General features: G+C 71.3%; 12 protein-coding genes. 1 reads left to right on the top strand and 11 read right to left on the bottom strand.

What is annotated here, in order from left to right; genetic code table 11:
• Positions 1-131 precede the first annotated feature (131 nt).
• Entirely contained in the window at positions 132-989 is an 858-nt protein-coding gene (locus OG736_RS34420; RefSeq protein ID WP_327185857.1) for an inositol monophosphatase family protein, read from the bottom strand.
• A 176-nt stretch (positions 990-1,165) separates the two neighbouring features.
• Positions 1,166-2,992: a gamma-glutamyltransferase family protein gene (locus OG736_RS34415; RefSeq protein WP_327185856.1), complete on the bottom strand. Its 1,827-nt coding sequence runs from the start codon at positions 2,990-2,992 to the stop codon at positions 1,166-1,168.
• A 416-nt stretch (positions 2,993-3,408) separates the two neighbouring features.
• On the opposite strand from OG736_RS34415, the gene OG736_RS34410 reads away from it, so the two are divergent.
• Positions 3,409-4,077 (top strand): hypothetical protein, encoded by a 669-nt coding sequence (locus OG736_RS34410; protein ID WP_020125519.1) that lies wholly within the window; start codon positions 3,409-3,411, stop codon positions 4,075-4,077.
• A gap of 85 nt (positions 4,078-4,162) precedes the next feature.
• On the opposite strand, the gene OG736_RS34405 is transcribed toward OG736_RS34410, so the two are convergent.
• The 9 genes from OG736_RS34405 to OG736_RS34365 form a co-directional block, all read right to left on the bottom strand.
• Positions 4,163-5,701 (bottom strand): NCS1 family nucleobase:cation symporter-1, encoded by a 1,539-nt coding sequence (locus OG736_RS34405; protein ID WP_327185855.1) that lies wholly within the window; start codon positions 5,699-5,701, stop codon positions 4,163-4,165.
• A gap of 181 nt (positions 5,702-5,882) precedes the next feature.
• Positions 5,883-6,902, bottom strand: a complete 1,020-nt coding sequence (locus tag OG736_RS34400) for a TIGR03842 family LLM class F420-dependent oxidoreductase (protein ID WP_327185854.1) — start codon at positions 6,900-6,902, stop codon at positions 5,883-5,885.
• A gap of 11 nt (positions 6,903-6,913) precedes the next feature.
• Positions 6,914-8,317, bottom strand: a complete 1,404-nt coding sequence (hydA, locus tag OG736_RS34395; protein WP_327185853.1) for a dihydropyrimidinase — start codon at positions 8,315-8,317, stop codon at positions 6,914-6,916.
• Positions 8,318-8,441: 124 nt separating this feature from the next.
• Complete coding sequence (locus OG736_RS34390; protein WP_171400333.1) at positions 8,442-9,284, bottom strand: nitrilase-related carbon-nitrogen hydrolase; 843 nt, start codon at positions 9,282-9,284, stop codon at positions 8,442-8,444.
• A gap of 181 nt (positions 9,285-9,465) precedes the next feature.
• Positions 9,466-11,049 carry a PucR family transcriptional regulator gene (locus tag OG736_RS34385; protein WP_327185852.1) on the bottom strand — a complete coding sequence of 528 codons (1,584 nt, stop codon included), beginning with the start codon at positions 11,047-11,049 and terminating at the stop codon, positions 9,466-9,468.
• Between the two features lie 29 nt (positions 11,050-11,078).
• Positions 11,079-12,362, bottom strand: coding sequence for an aspartate aminotransferase family protein (locus OG736_RS34380; RefSeq protein ID WP_327185851.1), 1,284 nt, complete (start codon positions 12,360-12,362; stop codon positions 11,079-11,081).
• Complete coding sequence (locus OG736_RS34375) at positions 12,359-13,201, bottom strand: nitrilase-related carbon-nitrogen hydrolase (RefSeq protein WP_327185850.1); 843 nt, start codon at positions 13,199-13,201, stop codon at positions 12,359-12,361. Before OG736_RS34375 ends, OG736_RS34380 begins: the two co-directional genes overlap by 4 nt.
• A gap of 179 nt (positions 13,202-13,380) precedes the next feature.
• Positions 13,381-14,883, bottom strand: coding sequence for a hypothetical protein (locus tag OG736_RS34370; RefSeq protein WP_327185849.1), 1,503 nt, complete (start codon positions 14,881-14,883; stop codon positions 13,381-13,383).
• Positions 14,884-15,024: 141 nt separating this feature from the next.
• Positions 15,025-15,276, bottom strand: a complete 252-nt coding sequence (locus OG736_RS34365) for a helix-turn-helix domain-containing protein (protein WP_327185848.1) — start codon at positions 15,274-15,276, stop codon at positions 15,025-15,027.
• Positions 15,277-15,278 lie beyond the last annotated feature (2 nt).

Raw genomic sequence — 15,278 nt, 5'->3', positions numbered from 1 at the left:
GCCGGAGGATCCTGTGCGTCGGCGGCCGGACGCGGCCCAGGGTCTCTCGACGCAGCGGTGACTCGCTCGCGCGCGGCCGGAGTGGCTGCGCTCCCGTCGCGTTCCCGGGGCGGGAACCTCCCCGGCCCGCCTCACCTCGGCTGAGGTCCGGCGCCCGACAGCAGTCCCGCCACGCGACGGGCCGTCGCCGCGTCCCGGGCCGCCGTGAAGGGCAGGGAGTTGCCGCCCGTGACCCGGAACGGTCCGCCGTCGAGGGTGAGATGGGCGCCGCCCGCCTCCTCCACCAGCAGCAGCCCGGCCGCATGGTCCCAGGCCGCCTCCCAGGAGAACGCCGTGGCGTCCAACTCACCCCGGGCTATGGCGAGATACTCGAGCCCGGCCGATCCGCACGCGCGCGGTGCGACCCCGTCCGTCCAGAGCCCCAGCAGGGCACTCTTCTGCTCGTCGGTCGTGTAGTCGGGGTGGGAGGTGGCCACCACCAGGTCGCGGCCCGGCTCGGGCGGGCCGGCGAACAGTCGCTCGCCGTCCAGGAAGGCGCCGCCGCCGCGGACGGCCGTGGCCAGCTGGTCCCTGGCCGGGGCGTAGGTCCAGGAGGCGAGCAGGACGCCGTGCCGGACGAGCGCGACGAGGGTGCAGAAGCCGTCGTCGCCGTGCACGAACTGCCGTGTTCCGTCGACGGGGTCGACGATCCAGACCGGCGCGTCGCCCTGTATCGCCTCGTACGTGGCCGGGTTGGCGTGCACGGCCTCCTCGCCGACGACGACCGAGCCGGGCAGAAGGGCGCCGAGGGCCCGGGTGAGGTAGAGCTCGGCATTGCGGTCTGCGTCCGTCACCAGATCGTGCGGTCCGCTCTTCTGGTCGACCTCGTGCGCGCCGAGCTGCCGGAAGCGGGGCATGATCTCGGCCGCGGCGGCCTTGCGGACCGCTTCCTCCACGTCGGCCGAGTGGCGGGCGAGAAACTCGTCGATGGTTTCCGTGTCTTCGATCATGCCTCCATGAGAGCACGCCCCACTGACAATCCCCACCTGCCCGGTGCATCCCGGGTGGAATCGGGATGAAGAACAGGAACGCATCCCTCCGCTCTCCCGCGTGAGCAACCCGCCCCGCACGCGTGCGTGAGCAGCCCGCCCCGCACGCGTGCCGGCGACCCGAGCCGCGCCCGGCCTCAGCGACCCACCGCGTATCCCTGCATCCCGCGCGGGTTCGCGGCCGCGAGCAGGATCCCGGTCTCCGGGTCGCGGGCGACCGCGCACAGCCGGCCCTCGGACCACGGGTCGCCCAGGGTCACGTCATGGCCGCGTCGCCGCAGCTCCTCCACCACCCCGGCCGGCATCCGGGACTCCACGGTGACGCTGCCCGGCCGCATGCCGCGCGGGTAGAAGGAGCCGGGGAAGGCGTCGTTGTGCCAGTTCGGGGCGTCGATCGCGCCCTGGAGGTCGAGACCGCCGCGCACCCGCGCGCGCAGCGCGACGGCCAGCAGGAAGTGCAGCTGCCACTGGTCCTGCTGGTCGCCGCCGGGTGTGCCGAACGCCAGCACCGGCACCCCGTCGCGCAGCGCGATCGAGGGGGTGAGGGTGGTGCGGGGGCGGCGGCCGGGCGTCAGCGAGTTCGGCAGGCCCTCCTCCAGCCAGGTCATCTGGAGCCGGGTGCCGAGCGGGAAGCCCAGCTCGGGCACGACCGGGTTGGACTGCAGCCAGCCGCCGCTGGGCGTGGCGGCGACCATGTTGCCCCAGCGGTCGACGACGTCGAGATGGCAGGTGTCGCCCCGGGTGGCCCCCTCGGCGCCGACCTCGGGTTCGCCCGGCACGGGGGACGTGGTGCGCTTGGCGACCGTCGGCTCGCCGGCGCCCAGGGGGTTGAAGGCGGGGTCGTCGGTGGCGACCACGTACGCGTGCGTGCTCAACCGCGCGGTGCGGCCGCCGGGGCTGCCGGGCCGCAGCTCGTACGAGGCCTTGTCGCCGATCAGCCCACGCCGCTCCGCGTTGTAGCCGGCGGCGAGCAGCTCGCCCAACGGGACCTCGCCCGCGTCGCCGTACCAGGCCTCGCGGTCGGCCATGGCGAGCTTGCAGCCCTCGATGAGGAGATGGACGTAGTCGGCGGAGCCGTACGCGGGCAGCTCGGGCGGGAGCAGGGCGAGCTGCTGGAGGAGGGCCGGGCCCTGGCTCCAGGGGCCGGCCTTGCACACCGTCCAGCCGTTCCAGTCGTACGTCGCCGGCGCCTCGTAGGACGCGGACCAGGCGGCGAGATCGGCGGCCGTGAGCGTGCCGGTGTGGCGCTCCCCGCTGGTGTCCAGGGTGGGCCGAGCCGCCTGCCGGACGAGGGCCTCGGCGACGAACCCGGTCCGCCACACCTCTCGTGCGGCCTCGATCCGCGCCTCCCGGTCGCCCGCCCCGGCGGTCTCGGCGAGCAGGCGCCTCCAGGTGGCGGCGAGGGCGGGGTTGCGCAGCAGCGCGCCCGGGCGCGGCGGCCTCCCGCCCGGCAGGTACACCTCCGCCGAAGAGGTCCACTCCGTCTCGAACAACTCCCGTACGGTCTCGACGGTCGCGCCGATGTTCTCCACGGGCGCGTGCCCGTGTTCGGCGTACCCGATGGCGTACGTCAGCACCTCGTCGAGGGACTTGGTGCCGTGGTCGCGCAGGAGGAGCATCCAGGCGTCGAACGCGCCGGGCACGGCCGCGGCCAGCGGTCCGGTGCCGGGTACGAGGTCCAGGCCGAGCGCCCGGTAGCGGGCGACGGTCGCGCCCGCCGGCGCGACTCCCTGCCCGCACAGCACGCGCACCTCGCCGCCTGCCGGGGCGAGCAGGATGGGCACCTCGCCCGCGGGCCCGTTGAGATGCGGTTCGACGACGTGCAGCACGAAGGCCCCGGCCACGGCGGCGTCGTAGGCGTTGCCGCCGCCCTCGAGGACGGCCATCGCCGACTGCGAGGCCAGCCAGTGCGTGGACGACACCATGCCGAAGGTGCCCTGGAGGGTGGGGCGGGTGGTGAACACGGGGCTCCTCACTGCGCTGCGGCCGTTCCCGGGATCGTACGTACCCACCCGGCGGGCACCCGCACCGTCCCATGCCCCGTGAAGAAGCCTCGTGAAGAGGCTCCGTGAAGAAGCCGCGTGAAGGGGCCGCGTGAAGGGGCCGCGTGAAGGGGCCGCGTGAGGAAGCCGCAAGAGGGTGCCGTTACGAGGCGGCCGCAAGAAGGTGTCGTATGGGGTGTCGCATGAGAGTCCCGCTCGAAGGCGTCTCGTGAAGATGTCTCAGGAAGGGCCGTGATGTCCCGGTTGGGCCGGGCCCCTTCGTCACCGCGCAGCCACGGAGCGAGTTCACACTTCCGCCCCACAGGGAGTCGTGTGACACTGGCGTCCCCTGTCCGCACTGCGGACTCCGTCCGCACCGTCCCCCACGAAAGTGCGCCGTGCGCTCACTCCCACTGCCGCTCGCCCTGACCGCGCGCCTGACCCCCGTGGTCGTGCTCGCCTGCGCGGGCTGGGCGATGTCGTCCGGCCCGCTCACCGAAAAGCAGGACACGGCGGCCAAGGACACGCAGAAGACCCAGTCCGAGAAGGCGTCCGGCCCCTCCTCCACGGCCGTGTCCAAGACGTACGCCGCCGCGCCCGCCCCGTGCACCAGCATCGCCGCGAAGACGGTCACCGCACTCGTGCCGGGCGCCAAGACGGCGGGCAAGGAGATCCCCTCCACGGACACCGATCTGCGCCGGACCTGCTCCTGGAACGCGCTCAAGGGATACGACTACCGGTGGCTCGACGTCTCCTTCGAGATCACGGAGTCGGACGACGCGGCACAGACGTCGTACAAGGAGCGGACCGGCGAGAAGAGCGGCGGCGGCGCGGTCCCGGGGCTCGGCAACGAGGCCTATTCGGTGGTGAACCTCACGACCGAGGACAAGCAGCAGACCCGTGAGGGCGTCGTCATCGCCCGGGTGTCCAACGCGCTGGTGATCGTCAACTACAACGGCAGCGACTTCGAGACGAAGAAGGCGCCCAGCACCGACGAGATCAACAAGGGTGCGATCAAGGCCGCGAAGGAAGTGGTGGCCGCCCTGTCGAACGGCCAGAAGAGCTGAGCGCTCCCGCCGCGCACCGCACGGACCGGGACACGAGATGGCCGGAGGAGCCGAGTCGCTCCTCCGGCCGTTCTCGCGCCACACGTCAGACGGCGTCCGCGTGCTCTTCCTGCCGTGCGGGCAGCAGCAGCATCAGGACCAGGTACAGCACCATCGAGGTGCCGAGCCCGACCGCCCAGCCGTAGTCGGCGAGGGATTCCAGCGCCGGGATCGGCCGTCCGTCGACCAGCGGCTTGAAGCTGGCGCCGCCGACGGCGAGCACTCCGCCGGTCACGAAGGCCACCACGGCCCGCCAGTTCCAGCCGCCGTCGTACCAGTAACGGCCGCCCGTGCGGTACAGATCGGCCAGGTCGAGCTTGCCGCGGCGCAGGATCCAGTAGTCGGCGATGAGGATGCCGGCGACCGTGCCCAGCAGACCGCCGACCAGCCCGAGCCAGGTGAAGATGTAGCCCTGCGGGTCGGAGTACAGCTTCCACGGGAAGATCAGCACCCCGAGGACACAGGTGGCGAGGGCGCCGGTACGGAAACTGATCTTCCGGGGCGCGATGTTGGAGAAGTCGAAGGCCGGCGAGACCAGGTTGGCGGCGACGTTCACGGACAGGGTCGCCACCAGCACGGTCACCAGCGCGAACAGCAGGCCGAAGACGTTGTCGGTCTTGGCGGCGAGCTGTACCGGATCCCAGATCGTCTCGCCGTACACCGCCTGCGAACCGGAGGTGACCATCACCGACAGCAGCGCGAACAGCGTCATGGTGGTCGGCAGGCCGAGCGCCTGCCCCCAGGTCTGCGCTTTCTGCGACTTTCCGTACCGCGTGAAGTCCGGGATGTTCAGCGACAGCGTCGACCAGAAACCGATCATGCCCATCAGGGACGGCCAGAACAGCTTCCAGAAGTCGGCGCCCCAGCCGAGCTTGGACGGCTGGTCGAGCAACGGGCCGAAACCGCCTGCCTTGTTGCTCATCCAGATCAGCATCACCAGCGCGCCGACCAGGACGAAGGGCGCCGCCCAGTTCTCGAAACGCCGGATCGTCTCCATGCCCCGGTAGATGATCGCGACCTGGATCGCCCAGAAGATCGCGAACGACAGCCACATCGTCCAGGCGTAGCCGCCGATCTCACCGGCGTCGCTCCAGCCGTTTCCGATCAGTTTCCCGGCGAGGAAGTAGATCGCCTCGCCGCCGATCCAGGTCTGGATGCCGAACCAGCCGCAGGCCACCAACGCCCGTACGACGGCAGGCAGGTTGGCGCCTCGGATGCCGAAGGAGGCGCGGGCGAAGACCGGGAAGGGGATCCCGTACTTCGGCCCCGCGTGCCCGGTGAGCAGCATCGGGACCAGCACGATGACGTTGGCCAGGGCGATGGTGAGCACCGCCTGCTTCCAGTCCATGCCGACGGCGATCAGACCGGAGGCGAGCGTCCACGACGCCGTGTTGTGGGCCATGCCGACCCACAGCGCGGAGAAGTTGTACGTGGTCCAGGTGCGCTTCTCCACGGGGACCGGAAGCAGGTCCTCGTTGGCGTAGGGGCCGCTGGGCTGCGGCGAACCAGGGGCGATCTCCACCCGGCCGTCGGCGAGGGTGACTTGAGAAGTCGGCGGTATGGCCGTGGGAGCGGTGTCGGTCATGGGCAGGCCAATCAAACGAGGGGCGGATCCGGAAAGGCCGTGCGGGCTCCGGCCCCCTCCCCCGGGACGTCGGAGGAGGGGAGAACTGGAGTGGGGGGATGGGGAGTCGAGCGGTTCCTGCGGTTTGCGGTACTCCGACGCCGTACGGCGGTGCGTGCGCCGTACGGCGGTCGTGAGTACGTCAGCCGTTGACGGCCGGGATCACCCGCGCCCCGTAGGCGTCGATGGTGGCCTCCTGGGCGTCGTGCATGTCGTAGACGGCGAACTGGTCCACGCCCAGCGCACGGAGCGCCTCGAGCTTCTCGATGTGCTTCTCGACCGGTCCGACGATGCAGAACCGGTCGACGATCTCGTCGGGCACGAACGCGGTGTCGGGGTTGTCGGCGCGCCCGTGGTGCGAGTAGTCGTACCCCTCACGGGACTTGATGTAGTCGGTCAGTTCGTCCGGTACGGCGGCGGAGTGCGCGCCGTACTTGGACACGAGGTCGGCCACGTGGTTGCCGACCATCCCGCCGAACCAGCGGCACTGCTCACGCGCGTGGGCGAGCGCCTCGGGCGAGTCGTCCTCGGTGACGTACGCCGGGGCGGCGACGCAGATCTTCACCTCGGCGGGGTCACGGCCGGCGGCGACGGCGGCGTCCTTGACGGCCTTCACCATGTACTCGGTGAGGTAGAGGTCGGCGAGCTGGAGGATGAAGCCGTCGGCCTCCTCGCCGGTCATCTTCAGCGCCTTGGGGCCGTACGCGGCCATCCAGACGGGGAGCCGGGCGTCCTCCTTGATCCACGGGAACTTGACGACCGTGCCGCCGAGGTCCGCCTCCTGGCCCGATCCGAGCGCCCTGATGACCTTCATGGCCGCGCTGATCCGGGCGAGGGTGTTCGGGGCACGGCCCGCGACGCGCATCGCGGAGTCGCCGCGGCCGATGCCGCACACGGTGCGGTTGCCGAACATGTCGTTGAGGGTGGCGAAGGTGGAGGCGGTGACCTCCCAGGTGCGGGTGCCCGGGTTGGTCACCATCGGGCCCACCGTCAGCCTGCTGGTGTTCGCCAGGATCTGGCTGTAGATCACAAACGGTTCCTGCCAGAGCACGGCGGAGTCGAAGGTCCAGCCGTAGGTGAAGCCGTTGCCCTCGGCGCGCTTCATCAGCTCGACGACCTTCGAGGCCGGCGGGTCGGTCTGCAGGACGAGTCCGAAGTCCATGTGCGCTGCTCCTAGTTGAGGTACTGACAGGTGGAGCGCGGGGTGTAGACGCCGTGACCGGCGCGTCCGGTGTACTCCCGCTCGGTGATGACGAGTTCGCCCCGCGACAGGACCGTCTCGACACGGCCGGTGAGCCGCTTGCCCTCGTAGGCCGAGTAGTCGACGTTCATGTGGTGCGTGTCCGCGGAGACGATCTGCTCGGCGTGCGGGTCGTAGATCACGACGTCGGCGTCGGCGCCCGGGGCGATGGTGCCCTTCTTCGGGTACATGCCGAACATGCGGGCCGGGGTGGCGCAGGCGATCTCGATCCAGCGGCGGCGGCTGATGTGCCCGTCGACGACGGCCTGGTGCAGCAGGTCCATCCGGTTCTCGACCCCCGGCAGACCGTTGGGGATCTTCGAGAAGTCGCCCCGGCCGAGCTCCTTCTGGCCCACGAAGCAGAAGGGGCAGTGGTCGGTGGAGACGACCTGGAGGTCGTTGGTCCGCAGGCCCTGCCACAGCTTGGCCTGGTGCTCCTTGGGCCGCAGCGGCGTCGAGCACACGTACTTCGAGCCCTCGAAGTCGGGTTCCGCGAGGTTGTCCGTCGACAGGAACAGGTACTGCGGGCAGGTCTCGCCGAAGACGTTGAGCCCCTCGTCGCGCGCCCGGGCCAGTTCCGCAACCGCTTCCATCGCCGATACATGCACCACGTACAGCGGAGCACCCGCGACCTGCGCGAGCTTGATGGCGCGGTGGGTGGCCTCGGCCTCGAGGAGGGCCTTGCGGACCTCGCCGTGGTACCTCGGATCCGTCTCGCCGCGGGCCAGCGCCTGCTCGACCAGGACGTCGATGGCGATGCCGTTCTCCGCGTGCATCATGATCAGTCCGCCGTTCTCGGCGGAGCGCTGCATGGCGCGCAGGATCTGACCGTCGTCGCTGTAGAAGACGCCGGGATAGGCCATGAACTGCTTGAAGGAGGTGACGCCCTCCTCCACCAGCAGGTCCATCTCCTTCAGCGTGTCCTGGTTCACGTCGGAGACGATCATGTGGAAGCCGTAGTCGATGGCGCAGTTGCCCTCGGCCTTCGCGTGCCAGGCGTCCAGCCCGTCGCGCAGGCTGCGTCCGACGCTCTGCACGGCGAAGTCGACGATGGTCGTCGTGCCGCCCCAGGCGGCCGCCCGGGTGCCGGTCTCGAAGGTGTCGGAGGCGAAGGTGCCGCCGAAGGGCAGCTCCATGTGGGTGTGGACGTCGACTCCGCCCGGGATCACGTACTTCCCGGTGGCGTCGATGACCTTCTCGGCGGTCCAGGCCTCGGCGGCCGTGGTACCGGAGGCGGCGAGGGCGGCGACACGGCCGTCCTCGATCAGGACGTCGGCGTGGATCTCGTCGGACGCGGTGACGACGAGGCCGCCGCGGATGACGGTACGGGTGCTCATGCGTGGACGCTCCGCTGGGTTGTGGTCGTGACGTGCGGGTCGTTCGAGGCCGGTCGCGCCCCGCGGCGGAGCCGCACACGGACGCTGCCCCGCGCCCCGGAGAGGGACGCGGGGGCCTCGGGTCTTACGGTGCGGTCAGCGGGCCGTAGGCCTCCGGGCGGCGGTCCCGGTAGAACTGCCAGCGGTCGCGGACCTCGCGCAGCTTGGCCATGTCGAGGTCGCGGACGACGAGTTCGGTCTCCTTGTCGCTCGCCACCTCGCCGACGAACTGGGCCTCCGGGTCCACGAAGTACGAGGTCCCGTAGAAGTCGTTGTCGCCGAGTTCCTCGACCCCGACCCGGTTGATCGCGCCCACGAAGTACTCGTTGGCGACGGCCGCGGCCGGCTGCTCCAGCTGCCACAGGTACGCGGACAGACCACGCGAGGTCGCCGACGGGTTGAAGACGATCTCGGCGCCCTCCAGCCCCAGCGCGCGCCAGCCCTCCGGGAAGTGGCGGTCGTAGCAGATGTAGACACCCACCTTGCCGACGGCCGTCTCGAAGACGGGCCAGCCCACGTTCCCGGGACGGAAGTAGAACTTCTCCCAGAAACCCTTTACCTGCGGGATGTGGTGCTTGCGGTACTTGCCGAGGTACGAACCGTCCGCGTCGATCACGGCGGCGGTGTTGTAGAGGACGCCCGGCTGCTCCTCCTCGTACATCGGCAGCACCAGGACGATGCCGTGCTCCTTGGCGAGCGCCTGGAAACGCTTGACGATCGGGCCGTCCGGGATCTGCTCGGCGTACTCGTAGAACTGCGGGTCCTGGACCTGGCAGAAGTACGGTCCGTAGAACAGCTCCTGGAAACACAGGACCTGAGCGCCCTGCGCGGCCGCGTCGCGGACCGCCTGCTCGTGGACCTGGATCATCGATTCCTTGTCGCCGGTCCAGGCCGTCTGGAAGACGGCGGCACGGATCACTCTGCTCATCGGGACCTCCGGTCGCTCGGTGTACGAGGAGCCTAGGAAGCCGGCGAGCCTGCTTTGAGTTGCACGGTGTCACGCCTGCGGGCGTCCGGCGTGCCACCGTGTCACGTCTTTCCGGACCCATGTTTCACCACCGTTTTCCCTGGTCGTTCCATGTTTCCTGGCTGTTGCCGACCGTCTGCGGTCAGCCCTGTTGCGCGTCGTGCGCGAGAAGCGCGATGTGCACCGAGGCGGCCTGTTCGAAGTCGTCGAGGTCCACGCCCAGCCGTCCCTCTATCGCCTCCAGCCGGCGGTACAGCGCGGGCCGCGAGACGTGGTGGAGCTGGGCGGTGCGGGACTTGTTGCGGCCGGTGGCCAGATACGTCCGCAGCACGGCGAGGAGGTCGTCCCCGGCCGCGCACAGCAACCCGTCCAGCTCCCGCTCGGCGAAGGACTGCACATGCGGGTCGTCCCGCAGCAGCCGGACCAGGCCGCGCAGATGGACGTCCTTGAGGCGGACGACGGCCGGGAGGTCGAGGGCGGCCGAGGAGTCGGCCACGGCGTCCGCGACATGCTGGGCCTCGCGCAGCCCGGCGGACACGTCGTCCCAGACGATGCGCGGGGCGGCCGCCGCGACGACCGTACGGCTCTCCCCGGACTCGGTCCGCAGCCGGGCGGCGAAGTGCGCGGTGAGCGCCTGGGCGTCCTGGTCGCGGGCGAGGCTGAGCAGCACGGCGGTGGCCCCGTCGGCCAGCTCGGCGACCAACCCGGGCATGCCCAACAGGCGCAGCATGCGCTCCAGTTGGGCGGGATCGCCGTCACGGACGACCAGGGGGACGAAGGTGCGCCGGTTGACGGGGAGCCCCGCCGCCCGGGCCCGGGGCAGCAGTTGCCTGGCCGGCACGACACCGGAGACCAGGTCGGTGAGCAGGCTCTGTGCGGACTGCTCCTCCCAGGTGTGGGCGGACGTGCCGCCGAGCATGCGGTGCAGGACGAGGGCCTCGGCGGCCCGGTCGGCGAGGAGCCGTCCGCCGGCGGTGTCGCCACGGTGGCCGCAGAGCATGATCTGTCCCCACCGCTCGCCGCGTCCGCCCAGCTCGGCGCGGATCCAGCCGTCGCCCTCGCTGCCGCCGGCCTGGCGGGCGATGCGCTCCCAGTCCCGCAGCACGTCGTCGACCGCCGACCGCTCCCCCGCGGTCGCCAGCACCCGGTGGGCGAGGTTGGTGACCACCACGGGGCAGGCGGCGTGCTGGGCGACCTCGTCGAGCAGCAGCTGAAGCGGCGCGCCCGCGGTGATCAGACCGGTGAGGGCGGTCCGTACGGCCTCCGACAGGCTGACGGCGGCGAACTTCCGTTGGACCAGCCGGGACTGGACCACCTCCGTCAACTCGGCGAAGGGGAAGGGTCGGTGGAGTACGACCATCGGCAGTCCGCACCGCTCGGCGGCGCGCCGCATCACGTCCGGCGGGGCGGGGAACGCCCGTCCCAGTCCCAGCACCACGGCGGCGGCCTCCGCGCGGTGCAGGGACTGGATGTACTCGGTCTGCGCGTTCTCGTCGCCGGCGAGCAGCACTCCGGTCGTGAGGACCATCTCCCCGCCGCTGAGCATCACGCCGACGTCCGCGGCCTCGGCGACGTGCACCCAGCGCACCGGCCGGTCGAGCTGGCCCGCACCGGCCACCACCTCGGGTTCCCCGGCCAGCACCCGTTCCAGGGCCAGGACCTGACGGACCGACAGGGCGGGTTCCAGGGGTTCTACGGGCCCCCAGGGCTCCAGGGTGATGGTCATGGTGTTGTGTTCCCTTGCTCAGGCCTGCGCTACTGCGTGCTCCTCAGCGCGCCTTCGAGGATCGCGGCGCCCTCCTCGGCCTCCGCGACGGTGAGGGACAGCGGTGGGGCGATCCGCAGGGCGCTGGTGTCGTGGCCGCCGCCCTTGCCGATCAGCAGCCCGCCGGCGCGGGCCGCCTCCAGCACGGCGGCCGCCCGGTCCGGGTCCGCCAGGTCGGTGCCGGGCTTCGTCAGCTCGACGCCGATCATCAGGCCGCGCCCGCGCACCTCCCGTACCCCGGGGTCCTGGGCGGCGACGGCCCGCAGCCGCTCGATGAGCAGGCCGCCGACCCGCCGGGCGTTGCCCTGGAGGTCGTGTTCCAGCAGGTAGGAGAGGTTGGCGAGGCCGGCCGCCATGGTGACCTGGGTGCCGCCGAAGGTGGAGATGCTGTTGGCGTCCAGGCAGTTCATGATCTCGGAGCGGGCGATGACGCCGCCGATGGACATGCCGTTGCCGATGCCCTTGGCGAAGGTGACGATGTCCGGCGGTCCGCTGCGGCCGTGCGCCTGCCAGCCCCAGAAGTGCTCGCCGGTGCGGCCCCAGCCGGTCTGCACCTCGTCGGCGATCCACAGGATCCCGTATGCGTTCAGCACTTCCCGGAATGCCGCATACAGTCCGTCCGGCGGCGAGGTGAACCCGCCGACCCCCTGGATGGGCTCGGCGATCAGGGCCGCGGGCGGGCGGGTGTGACCGAGCAGGTCCTTCAGGTCCTCGACACAGGCCTCGATGAACTCGGCGTCGCCGAGGCCGGCGAACGGGCCGCGTCCGCGTACCCCGCCGTGCACGTAGAGCGTCTGGAGCGGGGACAGCGAGGTCGGTGACCAGCCGCGGTTGCCGGTGATGCCGACCGCGCTGAAGGAACGGCCGTGGTAACTGTTGCGCATCGCGAGGACGGTGTTGCTGCGCCGGTGGGTGGTGGCGAGCATCAGCGCGGTGTCGTTGGCCTCGGTGCCCGAGGTGGTGAAGAAGACGCGGGCGTCGGGGATGCCGCTGACGTGGGCGATGCGCTCGGCGAGGTCGACCATGGGCCGGTTGAGATAGAGCGTCGAGGAGTGGATGATCCGCCCGGCCTGCTCGCTCACCGCCTTGGTGACCTCGGGCAGCGCGTGCGCGGTCATGGTGGTGAGGATGCCGCCGAAGAAGTCGAGGTACTTGTTGCCCTCGGCGTCCCAGACGTGCCGGCCCTCGCCGTGGGTGATCTCCAGTGGGTCCTCGTAGTAGAGGGCGAGCCAGTCCGGCAGGACCTTGCGGTGACGGGCGTGGAGGTCGCTCACGGCCGCACCAGCCCCTCGTAGGCGTCGGGACGACGGTCGCGGTAGAAGGCCCACTGCTGCCGGACCTCCTCGACCAGGTCGAAGTCGAGGTCACGGACCACGAGTTCCTCGTCCTTGTCGCTCGCGACCTCGCCGACGAACTTCCCGCGCGGGTCGACGAAGTACGACGTCCCGTAGAAGTCGTTGTCCCCGTACTCCTCGACGCCGACCCGGTTGATCGCGGCGACGAAGTACTCGTTGGCGACGGCGGCCGCGGGCTGCTCCAGCTGCCAGAGGTGGGCGGAGAGGCCGCGGTGGGTGGCGGACGGGTTGTAGACCAGCTGCGCGCCGTTGAGACCGAGTTGCCGCCAGCCCTCCGGGAAATGCCGGTCGTAACAGATGTAGACGCCCACCTTGCCGACGGCCGTGTCGAAGACGGGCCAGCCGATGTTGCCGGGCTTGAAGTAGTACTTCTCCCAGAAACCCTTTACCTGCGGGATGTGGTGTTTCCGGTACTTTCCGAGGTACGAGCCGTCGGCGTCGATCACGGCGGCGGTGTTGTAGTAGAAACCGGACTGCTCGACCTCGAAGACCGGCACGACGACGACCATGCCCGTCTCGCGCGCGAGCTCCTGCATACGACGTACGGTCGGCCCGTCGGGGACCGGTTCGGCCCAGCGATAGTGCTCCGGCTCCTGGACCTGACAGAAGTAGGGAGCGTTGAAGACCTCCTGGAACCCGATGATCTTCGCGCCCCGGCGGGCCGCCTCGCGGGCGTGCTCCTCGTGTTTCGCCACCATGGACTCGGTGTCGCCGGTCCAGGTGGCCTGGACCAGTGCGGCACGTACGACGTTGGCCATGAGCTGCTCCTTCGACGGGACGTCAGAGCCTCTACGCCCGTAGACGAAGGTCGTAGAGGGACGAACGTAAGCCTCCGGGACGGGCTTGCCAAGACCATCGTCGTTAACCCGCCGAGTCGATCGCGTTTCACACTCCGGTGGGTGAGTCGCCGGGCGTACGGCGTAAGGGGTGGCCCGGGTCAGGCGGTGAAGCCGGCGACCCTGAGGGCGTGCACCAGGTCCCAGTGGCGTTCCTCCGAGACCGTCCGGGCGGCCTCCAGCACGAGGGGGACGAGGGTCCCCGGGGCCGGGGCGACGCTGCGGGCGGCCTCCTCGGGGGTGCGGACCCGGACGTAGGCGTCGAGCAGCGCGCTGACCTCGCGTCGCCGGCCCTCCTCGACCAGGCCGAGGACGGCCTGCCCGATCTCGGTGGCCGGCCGGGCGACGCCCTGGCGCAGGATCTGCTCGCCGTCCGCCGTGCGCCCCACCGCGACCAGCGCGTCGGCCGCGGCGACGAGCCGGTCGGCGGGGAGGGAGGCGGCCTCCCAGAGCAGGGTGGTCCAGTCGGCGGTGAGCCCGGCGCGCTGGAGTTCGGCCGCCAGCAGCGGAATGCGGGCGGCCGGCCAGTAGGCGAGCTCGACGAGCAGGGCGTGCGCTTCTCCGCTGCGGCCTTCGCCGCGCAGGCGTACCAGCCGTTCGACCGTCTCGACGGTCTCCCGCCGGGCCGCCGTGTCCAGCGGCTCGCGCCGCGGCTCGGACCGCTCGGCCTTCTCGGTGGCGGCGCCGGCGAAGCGGGCGCCGCGCGGGGTGCGGCGCCCGGTCGGGGCGGGCGCGGGCGCCACCGGTTCGGCGGCGGGCGGTACGGCGAGGGAGGCGGCGTCCTCCTCCTCGGCCATACCGGCGAAACGGGCGCTGCCGCGGCGGCGCTTGCGCTGTTTGGGGACGACGGCCGGGGCGGGGGTGTCCTCGTCGGGAGCCGGCCGGGAAGCGAGGGCTTCGGCCGTCGGCGCCTCGGCCTCGTACGCGTCGACCGGCGCTCCGGCCATGGACCCGGCGGTGCCGTACCCGGCAGGAGTGTCGTACCCGGCAGGAGCCTCGTGTCCGGCACGGGCGTCGTACCCGGCAGCCGTCTCGTGCGCGGGGTCGGCTGCGGAGGTGTGCGGCGCGGCGGCCCCGGGGCTCGCGCCCGACGACGGGAGCCGGTCCGACTCCGCCATCCGGTAGCGGAGTTCGGCGCAGCGCGCGGTGGCCCGTTCATGGTCGTCGTGGGCCCAGGCGAGGTCGAGACGGATGGCCTCGGCCTGCTCGTGGGTGACCGCGGACGGGAGCCTGCGCCCCAGCTCGGCCAGCCGTTCGGCGGCGTAACGCTGTTCGCGGAGCATCACGTCGAGCCGGTCCCCGAGGGCGTCGCGGCCACCGGGCCGGGCGTCGTGGGCGGCGAGGGCGGCGGCGTGCAGGGGCCGGACTCGCTCCGCCTGCTGCGCGGCGACCGCGGTCCCGTACTCGGCGGCGAGGTCCTGGAGCACCGCCTCCACCACGTCCCAGGGCGGCACCTCGCGCCCGTCGAGGCAGGCCTGCATGCCGTCGGGATCGCGTTGCCAGAACACGGCGCACCAGCCGGCGCCCTGATCGAGGCGCGACAGCAGTCCGTTCAGGTAGCTCGCGAACTCCCGTACCCGGCCCGGGAGTTGATCCACAGCCATCGCTCGACTCCCGCCCCGACCGGAACACTCCGGTTCGTAGAAAACACCAACCGTGTTACAGCGCGGCTACAGCCAGTTTTCGAAACCGACGCGACGACCTGTGCGCGATCCCGAACGGGCGCGGACAGCGACCCCAGGGTGTCACGCGGGGGCGGGCACGCACAGCCCCGCCAACTCGTCCATCGACAGACCGAGCACGCGGGCGAGCGCGGCGACGGTGAAGAACGCCGGCGTCGGGGCGCGGCCGGTCTCGATCTTGCGAAGGGTCTCGGCGGAGAGGCCGGCGCTCGCCGCGATGTCGGCCATGCTCCGGCCGCCACGGGCCTCGCGCAGCAACCGACCGAGTCGTTCGCCGCGTTCGCGCTCTTCCGGGGTGAGGGGGGTACGCACCATGC

The organism is Streptomyces sp. NBC_01334 (assembly GCF_035983595.1).
Classification (GTDB): Bacteria; Actinomycetota; Actinomycetes; order Streptomycetales; family Streptomycetaceae; genus Streptomyces; species Streptomyces coriariae.
This window is presented reverse-complemented; position numbering and strand designations above follow the sequence as displayed.